At 61.0% G+C, this 17,249-nt stretch carries 15 protein-coding genes and 1 pseudogene; 4 read left to right on the top strand and 12 right to left on the bottom strand.

The window, feature by feature from the left end; all coding sequences use genetic code 11:
• Positions 1-56 precede the first annotated feature (56 nt).
• The gene (locus LEPTO7104_RS0107685; RefSeq protein WP_026072469.1) at positions 57-824 is read right to left on the bottom strand and encodes a transposase; all 768 of its coding nucleotides are present in this window, start codon (positions 822-824) and stop codon (positions 57-59) included.
• A 252-nt stretch (positions 825-1,076) separates the two neighbouring features.
• Here LEPTO7104_RS0107685 and rpe point away from each other — a divergent pair, with 252 nt between their 5' ends.
• A complete protein-coding gene (rpe, locus tag LEPTO7104_RS0107680) occupies positions 1,077-1,787 on the top strand; it encodes a ribulose-phosphate 3-epimerase (RefSeq protein WP_017297976.1) in 711 nt (236 codons plus the stop codon).
• A 171-nt stretch (positions 1,788-1,958) separates the two neighbouring features.
• Here the strand turns inward: rpe and guaA are convergent, their stop codons facing one another.
• From guaA to LEPTO7104_RS0107655, 5 genes are all read right to left on the bottom strand, one after another.
• Positions 1,959-3,506, bottom strand: coding sequence for a glutamine-hydrolyzing GMP synthase (gene guaA, locus LEPTO7104_RS0107675; protein WP_196358171.1), 1,548 nt, complete (start codon positions 3,504-3,506; stop codon positions 1,959-1,961).
• 331 nt (positions 3,507-3,837) lie between these two features.
• Positions 3,838-4,965 carry a cobalt-precorrin-5B (C(1))-methyltransferase CbiD gene (gene cbiD, locus LEPTO7104_RS33165; RefSeq protein WP_017297974.1) on the bottom strand — a complete coding sequence of 376 codons (1,128 nt, stop codon included), beginning with the start codon at positions 4,963-4,965 and terminating at the stop codon, positions 3,838-3,840.
• Positions 4,966-5,043: 78 nt separating this feature from the next.
• Positions 5,044-6,537, bottom strand: a complete 1,494-nt coding sequence (locus tag LEPTO7104_RS0107665) for a cytochrome P450 (protein ID WP_017297973.1) — start codon at positions 6,535-6,537, stop codon at positions 5,044-5,046.
• Positions 6,538-6,582: 45 nt separating this feature from the next.
• Positions 6,583-7,353, bottom strand: coding sequence for an SDR family oxidoreductase (locus LEPTO7104_RS0107660; protein WP_017297972.1), 771 nt, complete (start codon positions 7,351-7,353; stop codon positions 6,583-6,585).
• A gap of 75 nt (positions 7,354-7,428) precedes the next feature.
• Entirely contained in the window at positions 7,429-8,421 is a 993-nt protein-coding gene (locus tag LEPTO7104_RS0107655) for a hypothetical protein (protein WP_017297971.1), read from the bottom strand.
• Positions 8,422-8,471: 50 nt separating this feature from the next.
• On the opposite strand from LEPTO7104_RS0107655, the gene LEPTO7104_RS0107650 reads away from it, so the two are divergent.
• Complete coding sequence (locus LEPTO7104_RS0107650) at positions 8,472-9,047, top strand: tail assembly protein (RefSeq protein ID WP_040695324.1); 576 nt, start codon at positions 8,472-8,474, stop codon at positions 9,045-9,047.
• Here LEPTO7104_RS0107650 and LEPTO7104_RS0107645 read toward each other — a convergent pair.
• The 4 genes and pseudogenes from LEPTO7104_RS0107645 to LEPTO7104_RS0107635 form a co-directional block, all read right to left on the bottom strand.
• Positions 9,031-10,374 carry a TldD/PmbA family protein gene (locus tag LEPTO7104_RS0107645; protein ID WP_017297969.1) on the bottom strand — a complete coding sequence of 448 codons (1,344 nt, stop codon included), beginning with the start codon at positions 10,372-10,374 and terminating at the stop codon, positions 9,031-9,033. The two genes, LEPTO7104_RS0107650 and LEPTO7104_RS0107645, sit on opposite strands and share 17 nt — an antisense overlap.
• Positions 10,375-10,465: 91 nt before the next feature.
• Positions 10,466-10,727 (bottom strand): annotated as a pseudogene (locus tag LEPTO7104_RS43535) (ParE family toxin-like protein).
• A complete protein-coding gene (locus LEPTO7104_RS0107640) occupies positions 10,727-10,927 on the bottom strand; it encodes a hypothetical protein (protein ID WP_017297968.1) in 201 nt (66 codons plus the stop codon). Before LEPTO7104_RS0107640 ends, LEPTO7104_RS43535 begins: the two are co-directional and overlap by 1 nt.
• Positions 10,928-10,968: 41 nt before the next feature.
• Positions 10,969-12,453 (bottom strand): TldD/PmbA family protein, encoded by a 1,485-nt coding sequence (locus LEPTO7104_RS0107635; RefSeq protein WP_017297967.1) that lies wholly within the window; start codon positions 12,451-12,453, stop codon positions 10,969-10,971.
• Between the two features lie 556 nt (positions 12,454-13,009).
• Between LEPTO7104_RS0107635 and LEPTO7104_RS33160 the strand changes: the two genes are divergently transcribed.
• Positions 13,010-13,381 (top strand): response regulator, encoded by a 372-nt coding sequence (locus LEPTO7104_RS33160; RefSeq protein ID WP_017297966.1) that lies wholly within the window; start codon positions 13,010-13,012, stop codon positions 13,379-13,381.
• Positions 13,382-13,633: 252 nt separating this feature from the next.
• On the opposite strand, the gene LEPTO7104_RS0107620 is transcribed toward LEPTO7104_RS33160, so the two are convergent.
• Both LEPTO7104_RS0107620 and LEPTO7104_RS0107615 read right to left on the bottom strand, forming a co-directional pair.
• Complete coding sequence (locus tag LEPTO7104_RS0107620; RefSeq protein WP_017297964.1) at positions 13,634-14,029, bottom strand: Na-translocating system protein MpsC family protein; 396 nt, start codon at positions 14,027-14,029, stop codon at positions 13,634-13,636.
• 137 nt (positions 14,030-14,166) lie between these two features.
• Positions 14,167-14,880, bottom strand: a complete 714-nt coding sequence (locus LEPTO7104_RS0107615; protein ID WP_017297963.1) for a response regulator — start codon at positions 14,878-14,880, stop codon at positions 14,167-14,169.
• A 215-nt stretch (positions 14,881-15,095) separates the two neighbouring features.
• Here LEPTO7104_RS0107615 and LEPTO7104_RS33155 point away from each other — a divergent pair, with 215 nt between their 5' ends.
• Positions 15,096-17,213, top strand: coding sequence for a PAS domain S-box protein (locus tag LEPTO7104_RS33155; protein WP_017297962.1), 2,118 nt, complete (start codon positions 15,096-15,098; stop codon positions 17,211-17,213).
• The last annotated feature ends 36 nt before the right edge of the window (positions 17,214-17,249 follow it).

The raw sequence follows: 17,249 nt of genomic DNA, 5'->3' as shown, positions 1-17,249 counted from the left end.
ACACCCTCCCCACGGAAAACTAAGCGTTTCGGAGATCCCTTACCTGGCACCAGCGGTCAGGTCGAGTTCTCAAATCTGGCGCTGACAATATCTGGGTTTAGGCAGTTCGCCAGCACAAATGCCTTAGCCACTTCTTGCACCTCTTCTAGCGGCGCATTCCACACCTTCCAAAGGCTCTTTTGCCCAGGGCTGGGTTTGCGGACTTTCATTTTTTGCCGCAGGGCCGCCAGTTTTTTGCTGCCCCAGTGATTTCGCCTCTCTGGCTTGGGTTTCGGCTTATAGCGCTGACAAAACTTGCGGTACGCCGCCGCACACAGTTCTAGCGTTGCTCCCAACGCCAAAAACGCCGGGTGCCATTGCGTTAGGCCATCGGTGGTCAGGCGGTCATAGCTGCCATAGTTGCTGTAGTCATAAAAGAATCCCTGCTGCATGTTCGCCGCCTTGGGGTTGGCGTGGATGTATCGCAAGGTATTCAGCGCTCGCCGATAGTCGGTATTGGCAAAGCCCGTGCTGTGGTATCGCTTTTCCCAAAAGTGCCCGGTGCGGTTCAGCATCCGGTTGAAACACATCGCCGTATACCAGTTCAGCCAGTGCATGATCTTAGGCAAATCCTCCGGCTGCTGCGGCTCCAGCAGGTAATGCACATGGTTACTCATGATGCACAGGGCATAGAGCTTAAAGCCATATTTCTCCTGGCATCGGTCAATGGCATACAGCAAAATTTCGCGGCATTCGTCACGAATCAGCCGGAACTCACGATTGTTGCAGCGAACCGTGATGTGGTAGTAGTGGCCTGGGGAAAACTGGCGCGGTTGGCGCGGCATGGCAAACACCCAACCCTCCATAACCCAGGAAGCAATGCCCACCCTACCGGGTGCCGTGCCAACTTCCCTGGCCCCCTAGCCCCCGGCCCCCTTGCGATCGGCCATGGTCAATAAAATCACGCCGCAGCCTACTAGCGATCCCAGGGCTTCATCATATATTTAGGGGGAATCTCCCCAAATCTAAAAGTTTTGTGAGAAGTGATTTTAAGACTTTGTTACGATGGTCACAAACGCACAGGAGAACCATCCCCCATGCCTCACACTTCCTCTAACAAAGACTCCGTCGTCATCTCTCCCTCCATTCTCTCGGCAGACTTCAGCCGTCTGGGCGAAGAGATCAAAGCCGCCGACCAGGCCGGGGCCGACTGGATTCACGTAGACGTGATGGATGGTCGCTTTGTGCCCAATATCACCATCGGCCCGCTAATTGTGGACGCCATTCGCCCCGTCACCCAAAAGCCCCTCGACGTGCACCTGATGATTGTCGAGCCGGAGAAGTACGTGGCCGACTTTGCCAAGGCCGGGGCCGACATTATCTCCGTCCACTGCGAGCACAACGCCTCGCCCCACCTGCACCGCACCCTGGGCCAAATCAAAGAGCTGGGCAAAGAGGCTGGCGTCGTGCTCAACCCCGGCACCCCGCTGGTGCTGATCGAGAACGTGCTCGAACTCTGCGACCTGGTGCTGATTATGAGCGTCAACCCCGGCTTTGGCGGCCAGAGCTTTATCCCCACCATGGTGAATAAGATTCGCGACCTGCGCGCTATGTGCGATGAGCGCGGCCTCAACCCCTGGATTGAGGTCGACGGCGGGCTCAAGGTGAACAACACCTGGCAGGTGCTAGAGGCTGGTGCCAACGCCATTGTGGCCGGGTCGGCGGTGTTCAACGCGCCGGACTATGCGGCGGCGATCGAAGGCATTCGCCACAGCAAGCGCCCCGCCCCCGAACTGGCTGCCGTCTAACGACTGTGATGCGGATAACCTAAACAATAAAAAGGGGAGGTGATTTTTTGAAGATCACCTCCCCCTCTTTGTTCTGGGTATGGCACGGACCGTGTCTTGAGCCAGATTCTTTTCGACTCCGCTCAGCCAACGTTGGCTGAGCGGAGTCGAAGAGAACCGTTGGGGTTTACCCTACTCCCACTCGATGGTGCCGGGGGGCTTCGAGGTAATGTCGTAGACCACGCGGTTAACCCCTTCCACCTCGTTGACGATGCGGTTTGAAATCGTCTCTAGCAGGTCGTAGGGCACCCGCGACCAGTCGGCGGTCATGCCGTCTTCGCTGCTGACCAGGCGCAGCACAATCGGGTAGGCGTAGGTGCGCTGGTCGCCCATGACGCCCACGCTGCGCACCGGCAGCAGCACCGCAAAGGCCTGCCAAAAGTCGTGGTACATACCCTGCTTGGCAATCTCGTCGCGCACCACATGGTCGGCGTTGCGGAGAATTTCCAGGCGTTCTTTGGTGATTTCGCCAATGATGCGAATCGCTAGCCCCGGCCCAGGGAAGGGCTGACGGCGCACAATTTCCTCAGGCAGGCCGATGGAGCGGCCTACTTTGCGCACTTCGTCTTTGAACAGCTTGCGCAGGGGTTCTACCAGCTTAAATTGCAGGTCTTTGGGCAGGCCGCCGACGTTGTGGTGGCTCTTGATTTTCACCGCTACCCGTTCGCCGGTTTTAGGGTCCACGTTGGTGTCGGCGGATTCGATCACGTCGGGATACAGCGTCCCCTGAGCGAGGTAGTCGAAGGGGCCAAGGCGTTTGGACTCTTCTTCAAACACGCGAATGAATTCGTGGCCGATGCGCTTGCGCTTTTCTTCGGGATCGGTGATGCCTTCGACCTGGGCCAAAAAGCGATCGCGCGCTTTGATATGAATCACCGGAATGTGGAACTGCTCCTTGAACAGCTTCACCAGGCGCTCGGGCTCATCTTTGCGCATAAAGCCCTGGTCGATGAACATGCAGGTGAGCTGGTCGCCGATCGCCTGGTGCAGCAAAAATGCCAGGGTTGACGAGTCTACCCCGCCCGAGAGGGCCAGCAGCACCCGCTTGTCGCCCACCCGCGCCCGCACCTCGCGAATGGCCTCTTCCACAAAGGCTTCGGTGGTCCAGGTGGGCTGGCATTCGCAGATGTGGTAGACAAAATTGCGAATTAGGGCGATGCCCCCCTGGGAATGCACAACCTCGGGGTGAAACTGGACGCCGTAGAGCTTGCGGGCGTGGTCGGCGACGGCGGCGCAGGGGGTGTTGTCGGTGTGGGCCAGCAGCTCAAAGCCCTCGGGCAGACGGCTGACCGAGTCGCCGTGGCTCATCCACATGGTGGTGCCGTCTTCGACGTTGGTGAGCAGGTCGGTGGGGTCGTCGATAAACAGGGCGGCCTTGCCGTACTCGCCGCGATCGGCCCGGTCGACCTGGCCGCCGAGCTGCTGCACCATCAGCTGCATGCCGTAGCACACCCCCAGCACCGGAATTCCCAGGTCCCAAATGGCCGGGTCGCAGTGGGGGGCGCCGTTGTCGTAGACCGAGCTAGGCCCGCCGGAGAAAATAATGCCCATGGGGTTGAGCTGCTTGAGCTGCTCGGCGGTGGTGCGGTAGGAGAGCACCTCGGAGTACACCTCGGTCTCGCGAATGCGGCGGGCAATCAGCTCGGAATATTGGGAGCCAAAGTCGAGAATCACCAGCATCTGGCGGTTGACCTCTGGCAGGGAGTCTTCCCCAAGGTTGGTAGTGGTTTCGGTTTGAAGGGTCACGGGTTAATCCTGCGCGTGGTGGGCTTGGGGGCGTTAGACGGATGGCGAAGGGCTGGCGGCACCGGGGTAGAGAGGAGACGGGGAAACCAGGAAGGTTGGAACCTAGCCCTGGCTGCTCCCGTTTGGGGATTGTCGATGCCCAGATTAAACGATTCTGCAATGGAACCAGAGCAATAGATAGAGAGGAAAACCGCTTGCCCCAGGACAGCCAACGTCGCGGGTGTTGTATGGAGATGTTATGGATTTTTATAAAAAGATATTCCTTCTAGTCTACCAAAACTTGATTAAACAGGCCTTCAGCGAGGTGACTGCGCGCCACCACCTGCCGCTGGCGGTCAAACACCATGGTTCCTACGGCTAGGGGTCTGCCGGTGTGGGCGTGGACGTAGGCGGCAGCGCGCTCGTCAATACGCTCAACAATCTGCTGGTAAACGCGCTGGGCCATTGCGCCGTCGCGATCGCGCAAAATTCCCAGCCCTGCCTCCACGGTCGGGGCCTTAAGAACGTCTTGAATGGTGGGCAGCGGCACTCCCACGGCGGCGCAGCAGGCGGCAAAGATCTCCTGGCGACCGTCGGCGATGTGGTGGTGGGTGTGAAAAATTCCCCCCGCCAGTTTGATCAGCTTGCCGTGGTAGCCCAGCAGCAGCACCCCCGCAGCGCCCAGGTCGCCGGCTTCCACCAGCAGGGGGCCGAGCCAGTTGGCGGTTTTGACCCGGCGATCGGGGTCGATCCCCAGCTTCACCGCCAGATCCAGGCCGTTTTCGCCCAGGCAAAAGACCAGGTGGCCATACCGGGCCGCCTTGGCCCGCAGGATTTCGCGGGACTGGTCAAGCTGCCCCGGAGCGCTGAGGGGGGCCGCAATGCCGGAGGTGCCCAGCAGCGACAGCCCTTCGATCACTCCAAAGGCGGCGTTGGAGGTGCGATCGCCCAGCGCCCGGCCCTCCGGCAGAATAATCGTGACCCTCACGGTCTTAGCCTCGGGAATCAGCGGCCTCAGGCTGTGGCCGATCAGCTCCCTGGCGTACTGATAGATTGCCGGGGCGTGGTCTCGGTTGACCTGCTGTCCCACCCCCTCTCCCCCCTGAAGCAAAATTGGTTCAGCCTGATCGCCGCTGCCCCAGGCCACCACCGACCAGATTGGGGTGTTGCGGGTGAGGTCCAGGTTGTCGCCGGGATCGCTGTGGGTGATGGCCAGCACCGACCCGTCGGGCAGCGGCGCAATCTGGTCGATGGGGATATCGGCGGGCTGAGGCGGGTTGAGCAGATCGAGGCTGACGCTGGCGGGGCGATCGCGGCCATCGACCAAACACCGCAGCGCCGCTACGGCCCCCGCGCAGGCGAATACGGGCAGGGTGTAGCCCGCCCGAGGAGGAGGCAGGGAGGCGTTCGACATAGGCAAAAAAAGACGGTAGAGATTGCGGGATCGCTGGGCGATGGCGTGAATGGGTTTTGAGGCGATCGCCGTTTGCCCCTAGGGGAGCTTTACCATTTCGCGCAGGTTCCCCCTCACCTGCCCCACCCCGGCGCCAAACTGGCGGTCCTGCTGGTGTACGGCCATCGACAGCCCGTGCTTGGGCCGCATCACAATCACGCCAGCGCGATCGATGGGGGCTTGGGGCACAAACTCCAGGCGGTATCGCTGCAGCAGCATGGCCAGAATGATTTTAATTTCCATCATCGCAAACCCGGCCCCGATGCACAGGCGTGGGCCAGCGCTGAAGGGGTTGTAGGCGTAGGCATCGGGGTGAATGGTCTCCCAGCGGTGGGGATCAAAGGCGGCTGGATCGGGGTAGAGGTCGGGCATTTGATGGGTCTGGTAAAGGCTGACCAGCACTTCGGTTCCCGCTGGCAGCTGGTAGCCGCCCAGCTCGGTGGGTTGAGCGGTCACCCGGCCATTCCACGGCACCGGCGATAAAATCCGCAGGCTCTCTTTAATCACATTCTCCAGCAGCGGCAGCTGAGCCAGCTGCTCCAGGCTGGGGGGCGCCCCGTGCAGGGTGGCCTCCAGTTCATCCAGCAGGTCGGCCATAATCTCAGGGTGCTGCGACAGCAGAAAAATCGTCCAGGTGAGGGCGTTGGCGCTGGTTTCGTGACCGGCGACAAACAGCACCCCCACATGCCCCAGCAGTTCTGCTTCGCTGAGGCGATCGCCGCTGTCTTCGTCGCGCACCTGCATCAGCATCGACAGCACATCGGGTTCGTCGCCCGTCGCCTGGCGCTTGGCCTGAATGATCTGGCGCATGCTGGCCTCGTAGCTGGCCACCAGGTTGAGGTAGCGGTGCCAGGGCAGCCCCGGCCAGTCCAGGGGCAGCGCCCGCATCAGCAGCTTCCCCTGCATGTTCAGAGCATTTTGAATGGTTTGACCGGGGCTGCCTCCCGCCGCGCCAGCGCTGGCGCCGATATCTTCGCCAAAGAGCGACTTGGTGGCGATGCGGAGGGTGAGCTGCCGCATCGCCATCGCCATTTCGTTCACCCGGCCGACCTGAAGCTGGTTGAGCTGGTCTGCGGTGATGGCGACCATATCGCTGGCGTAGGTCTCCAGGCGCTGGCGATGAAACGCGGGGGCCATGAGTTTGCGCTGCTGCAAATGCTCCGCTGAGTTGACGCCAAACAGGCCGACCAGAAAGTGGTTGAGGGGCCTGGTGCGGGCGGAGCGATCGCGCAGCCGGTAGCTGGGTCCGGTCAGCGGATACTTGAAGTAAACCTCATGCTGGGTGGTGACCTGGCGCACCAGCTCAGGGCCATAGGCAAAGACCGTAGCGGGGCAGGTGTCTCGGGGAGAATAGAGGCGCGTGCGGCCGCCCTTGGCCAAAGCCACCAGGTTGCCGTAGGTGTGAAACAGCTCGCGGGTGTAGCCCACGGAATCTCTGGCAAAGCGAAGGCTGTTCAGGGAGCGGCCAATCAGCGGTAGGGGACGGGGGCCAGGCACCTTAAACGTCTGGGGTGCCTGAATTGCGGTGGTCATGGGATGCCTCCTTGGCGGGGCGGGCAGGGTGACGGTGCTCGCATCTTACTCTGCGTAGATCATCTTTCGGGTCATGCCGCCATCGATGATCAGATTTTGCCCGGTGATGAAGCCGGCGGCGCTGGAGAGCAAAAAGTGGGTCATCTCCGCCACATCCTGGGGCTGCCCGACGCGCCCGGCGGGGTGCTGGGCATGGTCTGCGGCGCTGAGCTGGGCGGCTTGGGGCGGATGCTGCCACTGGCTGACGTCAATCCAGCCGGGGCTGATGCAGTTGACCCGCACCGCTGGGCCAAGGCTAATCGCCAGGGCATGGCTGAGGGCGACAATTCCACCTTTGGACGCAGCGTAAGCTTCGGCGTGGGGCTCAGACTGGAGCGCGCGGGTGGAGGCAATATTGACGATCGCCCCCCCGCTCTGCCGCAGATGGGGCACCGCATGCTTCGCCATCAAAAAGCAGCCGGTCAGGTTCGTGCCCAGCCAGCGGTTCCAGTCCTCCAGGCGGAGGGCTTCGATCGGGCCGCTGTAGGGGTTGGCAATGCCCGCGTTGTTCACCAGGCCGTTGAGCTGACCAAACTGGTCAATAGCCGCCTGAACGCAGCGCTCCACGTCGATCTCCTGGGCCACATCGCAGGGGACGAACCGGAAAGACTCGGGCGGCGCCGCCAGGGTCGCCTGAGCCGCCTGACCAGCGGCGGCATTGCGGTCGGCGACGATCACCCGCCAGCTGCGGCCCAGCAGGTGCTGGGCAATGCCCAGGCCGATCCCCTGGGCTCCTCCGGTGATCAGGGCAACGGGCGCTGGCTGGGGTTGACGCATGGGGTTTATCTCAACGCGATCGCACGTGATCAGCTTAAGGGTTAGGCCAGAGAATTGCAGCCGGGAGGCCGAGCGTTAGAGCTGGTTCCACAGGGGGAGCGCCTGCACCTGTTGCAGCGTCAGATCCAGGTAGGTGGTGGCTTGGCGGGGGTCGCCGCCCAGGGGATCTAGGCCAAAGTAGCCGCGATCGCCGTCATGGCTGTGCGGTCCGGTCGCGATCGCCTCGTATTTTCCCGCCCGCCGCGCCCGGTTGTAGGGCGATCCCCAGGTCCATCCCCAACGGGAGGGAAACAGCACCAGGCCCAGGTTGTCGATCCAGTCGTTCTGACCGTAAAAGTGGTAAACCTGCTGCACGGCCCCAAAGCCGTCCTGGCCGTCGAAGACACCGCCAAAGGAGAGTACCGTGATCTCCACCGGCAGCCATTCTTGCAGGTAGGGGGCTGCCCCCATGGCCACCTGCACTCCGCCGCTGGTGCCCACCAGCACCAGCTGAAACGGCTTGTCAGCCTCCAGGGGAATGGCTTGGGTGGCCGCCATCCGCTCCAGGATGGTGGCCGCCGCCCCCCGGTTGTAGATCTGCCCGTAGCGGCTGTCGGCGGAGAGGGCCATGCGCCACAGGTTGCGAATTTTGAGCACCGTGTGGGCAGGATCGCCCTCTCCGTCCAGGCGATCGCTGAGCTGCCACAGCCAGCGAAAAACGGGCTGGCCGCCGACATTGTCGTTCACCGCCGAGTAGGGGAACACCTTGCGCACCACCACGCAGTCCGGCTCTGCCGCCGCCATGGCGGTCAAAAAGGCGTCTTCCCCTGGGGCCAAATCTACGTCGGCCACGTTGCCCACCCCGGCCAAAAATACCAGATAGCACGGCGGGCCTGCGCCTGCCGCGACATCCTTGGCGGGCAGTTCGGGGCGCTGCTGCGCCAGCCGATCGCCGCCGCGCAGCCACCACGACAGGGTGCTAATCGGAGCGATGGTGCCCCAGGCCAAAAAGAACAGCCCCAGGGCGGTCAGCAGCTTGCCGGTATCGCCGAGCGATCGCGCAATCAGCGTTTGCAGCAGAGATTTCATCGGCAGCGGCCCCAGGGAGTAAACTGAGCCAGAGAAGAACGGACGCATCTATGGGTCAGCGGCATTCTATCAGGTGGTTGAGACAGGTGCTGGTGGATGCGCTGACCCTCAATCAAGATTTCTATGAGCACAGCCATCAATACTCAGGGGCCGCCCGGTTTGCTCGGGGTATCGTCATCCTGGCCGGACTCTCCCACGGCCTGGGCAGCGGCCTGATTTTGCTGCTCTACCAGCCCTCTCTGGCCCAGCTGGGCATCGGTGTGCTGATCAATGGTCTCAGCATAGTGACCGGGTACTACCTCTGGACCTACACCCTCTGGAAACTCAATGCCTACCTGGCCCCGCCAGTGCCCCCCTACCGGGAACTGCTGGTGCCCGTGGGGTTTGCCTACACGCCTCAGCTGCTCAACCTGCTGACGGTGATTCCTCTGCTGGGGCCGCCGATTACCCTGGCGCTGGCGGGCTGGACGCTGCTGGGCGCGATCGCCGCCGTGCGGGCCGGACTCAATGTCGGCCTGGTCAAAGCGGCGCTGCTGGCCGGAGCCAGCTTTAGCCTGGTGCAGGTGGGCATCGGCCTGGTGCAGGGGGGCGTGCAGCAGTGGGTTTCCCCTAACCTTCTCCAGTGATCGACAGAGCATCGACCCAGATGCGCGGGCACAGACCGCCGGGGGTAATCTCCGCCTCCGGTTCTACATGGACGATCGCCTTAAGCAGATCGCAGAAGTCCCCCGCCACCGTGGCCGATTCGATGCTGACGCGATCGCCCTTATTCACCAGCCAGCCATCAAAGGGCAGCGAGAACGACCCCTGCAAGGAATTCACCCCGGCGTGGAGCGCCTGGAGGTCGTCGATGAAAATCACGTTCTCGGCATTTTCGAGCGTAAATTCGCTGCTGGCCTCGGCTCCGGGCAGCACTTCGTAAAAGCTGGGGCCAACCGACACCTTAGCGCCAATGCTGGCGTGGCCGGTGGGGCTGGCCCCCATGCGCTTGGCCGTCCCGGCGCTGTGTAAAAACTGGGTCAGCACGCCCTGCTCAATGATTGGCACCCGGCGGGTGGGCGTCCCCTCGCCGTCAAAGGTTTCGGCGCTGACGTTTTCGGGATGCAGCGCGTCGTCGTACACCGACAGCAGCGGCGATGCTACGACCTTGCCGAGGGAATCGACCGTGGACAGGCTGCGGTTGTCCAAAATGCTCTGGGCATTGTACATATTCGAGAACGCCCCCAGCAGGCTCAAAAACGCCTCGCCCGAGAACACCACCCGGTACTTGCCCGAGGCCACTTTGTTGTAGTCGAGGTGGCTGATGGTTTTTTCGGCGGCTTCTTTCAGGCAGCCTTCAATGTCGAGCAGGGGCAGCCCGCGATCGACCCGCATGGCCCCTGCCGATCGCGGCTTGCGGCCCTCCTGCTCGGTCTTGCTGTACAGGTAGAGCGAGGCGTAGGAGCGAGCTTCGTGGCGCAAGGCCCCGGCGCTGTTGAGGTAAAAGCGATCGATATCGCGCTGGGCCAGGCCGTTGTAGGGCACGCTGGCGATCGCCGGATGCGCCTCCAGCAGCTGCTTCTCCACATCTACTAGGGTCGAAATTAGATCGCCTACGGGCGCAGGCGGCACCGTTTCTATTTGCACATCCGCCGTGGGGGCCACCGACTCAGGGCTGAAGTCGGGGATGTGGTCGCTGACGCCAAAGGCGCTGGCCTCCTGGGCGGTTTGCAGGGCCAGATCCATGCCCAGCGGGTCCACGTCGCTGGTGGAGGTCACCCCCACCTTGCCGTCCGGGTTCCACACCCGCACGATCACGCTGGAGCGGTTGGAGGCTTTGACCTGCTTGGGGTCGCCCTTGTCGACCTGCACGCTGGTCTCGTCGACGGAAGACCCGTAGACGTCGTACTTGGAAATGCCGAGCTTCTTAGCGCTAGATTCCGCGTAGGCGGCGATGTCTTGAATGGAGGGCATAGGGAGTGATGGGGTAATGGGGTGATGGGGGATGGGGTGTAGAGTGATGGGGAAGATAGGGGGGATGGGGAAGATGGGGAGGGGAGGTTGGCTATAGGCGGCCAATCAACTTGTCATATTCAGCATGAGTTCCAATCCAGAACCAAGAGATACCGCTTTCAACGTCTACACCTAAAGCTCGATGGCTCAGGCCTGCTCGAACAGACCAATAATTTTTGCCTAATCTTTATAAAGTGCAAAGACGGATGGGACGGATCGGTTTTAAGCAACGTGTAACATTCATCAGCAGTGCGCTGAACACTTTTGGGCAGGGCGTTGTAGCATTGCCAAAATCGCTGGGTGGCATAGGGCATTAAAGTTCTCGACGGTGGCCCGCTTCAAACTCAGCGATCGCCTCCTGAGCTAGGGCCTCTAGCTTGCCGTCTGCAATATCCCGCTCTAGCTGCTGATCCCAGCGTTCGTAGTCCAGGTCAAAAAACCAGACTCTCAATTTCTCAAAGTCATTAGACGGCAGCGAAATAATCGCTGCTTCAATTTGCTCAAGGTTTGACATCAGCGCCTTTGCCTCCCTGATTCGTCCATCCACCTACCTTTCTAACGGCCGCCGACGGTGATCGAGTCCACCTTCAGGTGGGGCTGGCCCACGGTGACGTAGATGCTGCCGCTGATCGAGCCGCAGAAGCCAGCGGCGAGATCAAGATCGTTAGAGCACATGGAGATTTTGTCCATGATTTCGGTGGCTTCGCCGATCAGAGTTGCGCCCTTGAGGGGTTTGGTCACTTTGCCGTTTTCGATCAGGTAGGCTTCGGAAACGGCAAAGTTGAACTGGCCCGTAGCGCCGACGCTGCCGCCGCCCATCTGCTTGCAGTAGATGCCTTTTTCGACCGATGCGAATAGCTCGTCGAGGGAGTAATCGCCGGGGGCAATGTAGGTGTTGCGCATGCGGCTGGCGGCGGCGTAGGTAAAGCCCTGGCGGCGACCGCTGCCGGTGCGGGGGTGGCCCGTGCGCATGGACCCGGCCCGGTCAGACAAAAAGTTCTTCAGCACGCCATTTTCAATCAGCAGGGTGCGCTGGGCGGGCATGCCCTCGTCATCCATGTCGATGGTGCCAAAGGCGTCGGGAGAAATCCCTTCATCCCAGGCGGTGAGGTTTTCGTGGGCGATCTTCTGGCCCTTTTTGTCCATAAAGGGGGTGGTGCCCCGCTCGATCTGGGTGGTCTCTAATAGGTGACCGCAGGCCTCGTGGAAGATCACGCCGCCAAACTTGTTGGCCATAATCACCGGGTAGCTGCCCGACTCCACGTAGTCGGCGTAGAGCATTTTGCCCGCCGACTCGGCCACATCCGCCGCCGCCGTCTGGAAGTCCCACTGGCGTAGAAAGGCCGGGTCGCTGGTGTCGCCCGCCCGCTGGCCAATCGAGGAGCGGTGCTCGCCGTCAGCGCAGAGTAGGTTGTAGCCCACCGACTGGGTGAGGCGAATGTCGCGGGCAAAAGTGCCATCGCTGGCGGCCACCAGCACCTCCTGCCAGTCGCGAAAGTAGACGGCGCGGCGCGACTGCACGTGGTTAGCTTCCTTGGCCAGGGCGGCATTGGCGGACAGCAGCACGTCACCCATTTCCTGCATCGAGCTGCACCGGGTCAGCCAGCCGTCTTTGCCCTTGGCGGTGGCGTAGTCGCGCAGCAGCTCTAGATTAATTTCGGCCAGGTTGGCGCTGGGGCCGGGCAGGGCCAGCCCCATAATCGCCAGGGCTTTATCGAGGGCGGCTTTGAGACCGTTGAAGGTGAGGTCGTTGGTGCTGACGTAGCAGTCGGCTTTGCCCACAAACACCCGCACCCCAGCCCCGGTCACCAGGCGCGGGGAGAGGCTGGTGATGGCGTCGTCTTCGGCCTGGCAGCTGATGTAGTTGTTGCGCTCTAGAAAAAATTCGACAAAATCTGCCCCGGCGGCGCGGCCCAGCCCCAGCAGGGTTGAGAGGGTGGCCTCCCAGGAGCTATCGAAGCGATCGCGGGGGGCCGAGTAGTCGCGCTGGAGCAGATCGTTGGTTTTAATTAAAGGAGTCGGTAAGGGTGCAACCGTCATGCCAAAGAATCCTTGTGGGGTGAGGGGAAATGCCAGTAGGACTCCCTCAGTCTAACAAACCTGGCCAAACCGACGGACGGACGGGCCAGTACCACAGGCCGAGCAGCCTGAATCGGCAGGGCTGCAACAGTAGGCCGCGCGCCCAGCATCCGGTTCAGGTCTCCCTTTGCTAAACCCTGCCCGGCCTGAGTGAATGGTTCAACCAGAGAAATTAAAGAAGGAATCGAAAAATTAAGAAGGTTGATCCATACGCTCCTGTGTCGCCCATCCCAGGGATGGCTGTGCTAAGCTAGCAAAAAGATTAAGCAAAAATAAAGAAAGTTGCTTTTTCTTAGCTCTACTCAACGTTGCTTGACTCCTTCAGCAGCGTTCGCTGTAGACCTGAATCTCCAGCCAGTCCTTTTGCGTGCTCCCTTGACCACGGACGGAATGCCTTTCTAGCGGGTATAGCTACGGCTTACCCCCTCGTTTCGTGGCCTCATCAAGGAGAATATTCCCTGTGGTTGTGCAAAATTCAGCTTCTGTTTCTTTCGCTGTTCGCCCCCAGGCTCCTGTCGTGCTCGTGGTGGACGACGACGATGATAGCCTCACTCTAATGGCCTACATTTTAGAGCAGCTGTCCTGCGAGACTTGCTTTGTAGCCGATGGTCTGGCCGCTCTAAAGGCAGCTCGGCAGCACCACCCTCAGCTGATTTTATCGGACATTCATCTGCCCCAGGTCGATGGCTATAGCCTGATTCAGCAGCTGCGGGCCGATGCTGGTACTCGAGACATTCCGGTGGTGGCGGTGACCGCTCTGGCTGGTCAGGAAAATCGCCAAAAAATCCTTACCGCCGGTTTTGATGACTACATCAGCAAGCCGTTTTTAATTCAGCCTCTGGAGCATCTAATCAACCGCTTTATCGGTATGCCCCAGTCGGCAGCCTAGGGCTGTGCTTTTTGGGTTCCCCAGCTTTTTGGCAGCACCCCGCCATACGTCACATCTCGCGCTTGCGTGCTGAGGCGGCGACTCGTCCAATCGGGCGGGTTGTCTGGGGCCTGTAGCCGAGCCTGAGCGGTCTGCATGGCTGGCGCAAGCCGCTGGCGCAAAGTTTCTGGCTAATGTAAAAAATTGAGCGCCTAGGGATAGATTTGATGGGACCTACTTCCCTGGGCCAACTGGGGCTTAGGTATCTGGGGCCTAGGTATTTTTGGCGGCAGGACGCGCCTCGGGCGGTTCAGAGAGAATGATCACGACGCTAGTGCGCCCGGTAGTCAGGGTGGCATCGGTCAAAACATCGACGACCTGACGCTCCAGGGTAGACTCAACCATCTCAACAATTTGTGGACGCAGGGCGGCGGCAAGATCGCCTCTGACCTGTTCTGCCAGTTCGGCCTGCCCTTCGTCCAGCAGCAGTTGTTCGGGCTTAGTCACGGAGTCCTCGATGACAAACAGCAGTTTCTCATCCAGAATTTGACAGGTGATTTTACCGGGGGTGTGGTCGAGCCTTTCGCGGTATAGCCGCTGAAAGTCCTGAGCCAGCTTCCGCTGGAGCTGACCCAATGTCGGTAGCAGAGCAGAGGGAGTGGTGTCCATAGGGTTGCTTCGGGGTTTGACAACCGGCCGTAAGCCTTGCGTGTTTGGAGTTATGAACGGTTGTGAAATTATTTAACCATGACTCTAGAGGCCACAGCTAGCAATCCTGATAAACAGCCCTAGGGCCGTCGCGCCACCTACGTTACCAGACCCGATCGCAGGGCGCGCACGGCGGCCTTGGTGCGATCGTCTACCCCCAGCTTGTTGAGGATGCTGCGGACGTGGGTCTTGACTGTGCCCACCGTAATGTACGACCGCTCAGCAATCTCCGCGTTGCTGCACCCGCCCACAATGAGCTCGAGAATTTCTAGCTCGCGCTCGGTCAGCGGATACGACTCCAGTATTTGCTCGAATTCGGGCTCGATCGCTTCAATGGAGACGGTTCGGTTGCTGGCCGCCAGCGCCCCGGCTGGAGTCTTGCGCACCTGGCGCAGCACTACGCTGGCCACAGCCGGGTCAATCCACGAGTTGCCTTCGTTAGTCTCCCGTACGGCCACAATCAGGTCGTCTAGCTCGGTCTGCTTCATGCAGTAGGAGTCTGCCCCGGCCGCAAAGGCGGCCATAACCGCTTCTTCGCTGTCGTGCATGGTGAGCATCAGGACGCGAGTGGGCGTATCAACGCTGCCCTGGGACTGGCGCAGACGCTCTACGAGTTCAATACCGTCAATGTCCGGCAGGCCGATATCGACGATGGCTACATCGGGGTGCTCGGTTTCTAAAAGACTGAGGCCGCGAGCACCGTTGGCCGCTTCGCCAACCACAGTCATACCGGGCACTCGCTGGAGGGCTGCCTTGAGGCCTAGGCGGGTAAGGTCATGGTCTTCGATCAGTACAATGCGAATATCTGTCATAGGTAGCCCCCTAATGAGGCATTGAAAAAATCGCGGGCCGTGTTAACGCCCGAGGTGACTTGATTATGGGGCAATTTCAGGGGTCTGGCACGTATCTCCAGGCTGACCTGCACTGCCCCAGGCCTATATCTAAGGGTAGAGCCTCTGTTGCGAGTGGGCATGGTATGCCAGGAAGATTAACAATGCTCTTGCCTCTGCTGGGAAAGGATAGTGTCATGATCGAGGACTGGCAGGCTCTGGTGTCGGGGCCGTATATTCCCCACGGACACTGTTACCTTTGGCAGCCGGGGCTGGTGTGGCTGCACCTGCTGTCAGATGCGCTAATTGCGCTGTCCTACTGGCTGATTGCGGGGGCGCTGATCTATTTTGTGCAGCGGCGGCCCGATGTGCCGTTTAAGCCGCTGTTTTGGCTGTTCGCCACCTTTATTGCGGCCTGCGGTGCCACTCACCTGCTTTCGGTGTGGACCCTGTGGTTTCCGACCTACTGGGTGTCGGGGTCGGTCAAGGCGTTTACGGCCCTGGTGTCGCTCTACACGGCGCTGGAGCTGGTGCCCCGGCTGCCGCTGGCGCTGGCGCTGCCCAACGCCACCCAGCTGATGGATATGAACCAGGCGTTGCAGGCGGAGATTGGCGATCGCAAGCAGGCCGAAGCCAGCCTGCGCACGGCCGAGACCGAGGTGCGGCAGCTCAACGCCACCCTAGAAGAGCGGGTGCAGCGCCGTACCGCTGAGCTAGAGGCAGCCAAGCAGCAGATCGAAACCCTGCTGGAGCAGGAACGCCGCGATCGCAGCACCCTGCAGCGGGCCAAAGACGACCTGCAAGATACTGCCGAGCGGCTCAACCTGGCCCTCAGCGCGGCCCAGATGGGCACCTGGGACTGGCACCTGGACCACGAAACCCAGCTCTGGTCGCCCCAGACCGAGCGGATCATGGGCCTGGAGCCTGGCACGGTTTCCCAAACGGCCCAGGTGTGGGCCGAGCGGGTGCACCCCGACGACCTGCCCGCCATAGAGGGGTTGGTCAACGACGCGATCGCCACCCAGGGCGAGTTTGTTGGGCAGTACCGCATGCACTGGCCCGACGATACCTGGCACTGGATCAGCGCCTACGGTCGAGTCGTAGCCGTCAAAGATGGCCACAGCCAGCGCATGGTGGGGGTCATGCAGGATATCACCCCGGCCAAGCAGGCCGAGCTTTCGCTGCGGGCCAGTGAAACGCGCTTTCGGGCGGTGTTTGAGCAGGCCGCCGTGGGCATGGCCCGCCTCGACATGCAGGGCCACTGGATTCAGGTCAACCAAAAGCTGTGCAACATTCTGGGCTATCAGCCCCAAGACTTGCTCGGTCAGTCCTTTCAGGCCATTACCTACGAAGGGGATAAACCTCAAGATGAGTACTACCACCAGCAGCTATTGACTGGAGAACAAACCTCCTGCCAGTTTGAAAAGCGCTACCTGCGCAAAGACGGCACCCCCCTGTGGACCCTGGTGACGGTCTCGGTAGAAAGCGACGACACCCATGGACCCTCAGCCCTGATCGCCATTCTTGAAAATATTGAGGACCGCAAAGCCGCCCGCGAAGAGCTGCTGCGGCGGGCCGACGAAATGGCCAACACCAACCTGGTGCTGGCCCACACCACCGCCATGCTGGAGCAGCGCAACGCCGAGCTAGACCAGTTTGCCTACGTCACCTCCCACGACCTGAAGGCGCCCCTGCGCGCCATTTCTAACCTGGCCGACTGGATTGGCGAAGACCTGGGCAACCAGCTGCCGCCGGAGAACCAACACCAGCTCGACCTCCTGCGCAGTCGGGTGCAGCGCATGGAAGCTTTGATCAACGGCCTGCTGGAGTACTCGCGGGTGGGCCGCCGCCAGCGCACCATTGAGGCGGTTGACCTCAGTGAACTGCTGACCAATGTGGTCGATTCGCTGGCTCCCCCCAAGTCGTTTGGGCTGGATATTGCCCCCGACTTGCCTACTCTCTACAGCCACAAAACAGCGCTGGGCCAGGTGTTTGCCAACCTGATCAACAATGCGATTAAGCACCACCACCGCGACCAGGGCACCGTGCGCGTTACCTGGCGAGACCAGGGCAAACGGATTGAGTTTGCCGTTGCCGACGACGGCCCTGGCATTGCCCCCCAGTACCACGACAAAATTTTCACCATTTTTCAAACCCTCAAGGCCCGCGACGACTTTGAAAGCACCGGGGTGGGCCTGGCGGTGGTAAAAAAAATTGTCGAAGCCGAAAATGGCAGGGTGTGGCTCACCTCTACGGTGGGCGAAGGCACCACCTTCTATTTCACCTGGCCCTTTACCAAAACGCCTCCGGCCTAGGCTGACCAACCTGGGGCAGGCTAACCAGCGCTCGGG

The sequence above is a fragment of the Nodosilinea nodulosa PCC 7104 genome (assembly GCF_000309385.1).
In the GTDB taxonomy this organism is placed as follows: domain Bacteria; phylum Cyanobacteriota; class Cyanobacteriia; order Phormidesmidales; family Phormidesmidaceae; genus Nodosilinea; species Nodosilinea nodulosa.
The sequence above is the reverse complement of the archived record's forward strand: the minus strand, read 5'-3'. Positions and strand labels throughout refer to the sequence as shown.

Coding starts and splice junctions, on each gene's coding strand:
- LEPTO7104_RS33155 (WP_017297962.1), top strand. CDS start 15,096: ATGATCGAGGACTGGCAGGCTCTGGTGTCGGGGCCGTATATTCCCCAC.
- LEPTO7104_RS0107685 (WP_026072469.1), bottom strand. CDS start 824: ATGCCGCGCCAACCGCGCCAGTTTTCCCCAGGCCACTACTACCACATC.
- LEPTO7104_RS0107665 (WP_017297973.1), bottom strand. CDS start 6,537: ATGACCACCGCAATTCAGGCACCCCAGACGTTTAAGGTGCCTGGCCCC.
- rpe (WP_017297976.1), top strand. CDS start 1,077: ATGCCTCACACTTCCTCTAACAAAGACTCCGTCGTCATCTCTCCCTCC.
- LEPTO7104_RS0107645 (WP_017297969.1), bottom strand. CDS start 10,374: ATGCCCTCCATTCAAGACATCGCCGCCTACGCGGAATCTAGCGCTAAG.
- LEPTO7104_RS0107660 (WP_017297972.1), bottom strand. CDS start 7,353: ATGCGTCAACCCCAGCCAGCGCCCGTTGCCCTGATCACCGGAGGAGCC.
- LEPTO7104_RS0107620 (WP_017297964.1), bottom strand. CDS start 14,029: ATGGACACCACTCCCTCTGCTCTGCTACCGACATTGGGTCAGCTCCAG.
- LEPTO7104_RS0107615 (WP_017297963.1), bottom strand. CDS start 14,880: ATGACAGATATTCGCATTGTACTGATCGAAGACCATGACCTTACCCGC.
- cbiD (WP_017297974.1), bottom strand. CDS start 4,965: ATGTCGAACGCCTCCCTGCCTCCTCCTCGGGCGGGCTACACCCTGCCC.
- LEPTO7104_RS0107655 (WP_017297971.1), bottom strand. CDS start 8,421: ATGAAATCTCTGCTGCAAACGCTGATTGCGCGATCGCTCGGCGATACC.
- guaA (WP_196358171.1), bottom strand. CDS start 3,506: ATGCTGGTGATTCTCGACTTTGGCTCCCAATATTCCGAGCTGATTGCC.
- LEPTO7104_RS0107640 (WP_017297968.1), bottom strand. CDS start 10,927: ATGTCAAACCTTGAGCAAATTGAAGCAGCGATTATTTCGCTGCCGTCT.
- LEPTO7104_RS0107650 (WP_040695324.1), top strand. CDS start 8,472: ATGGGTCAGCGGCATTCTATCAGGTGGTTGAGACAGGTGCTGGTGGAT.
- LEPTO7104_RS0107635 (WP_017297967.1), bottom strand. CDS start 12,453: ATGACGGTTGCACCCTTACCGACTCCTTTAATTAAAACCAACGATCTG.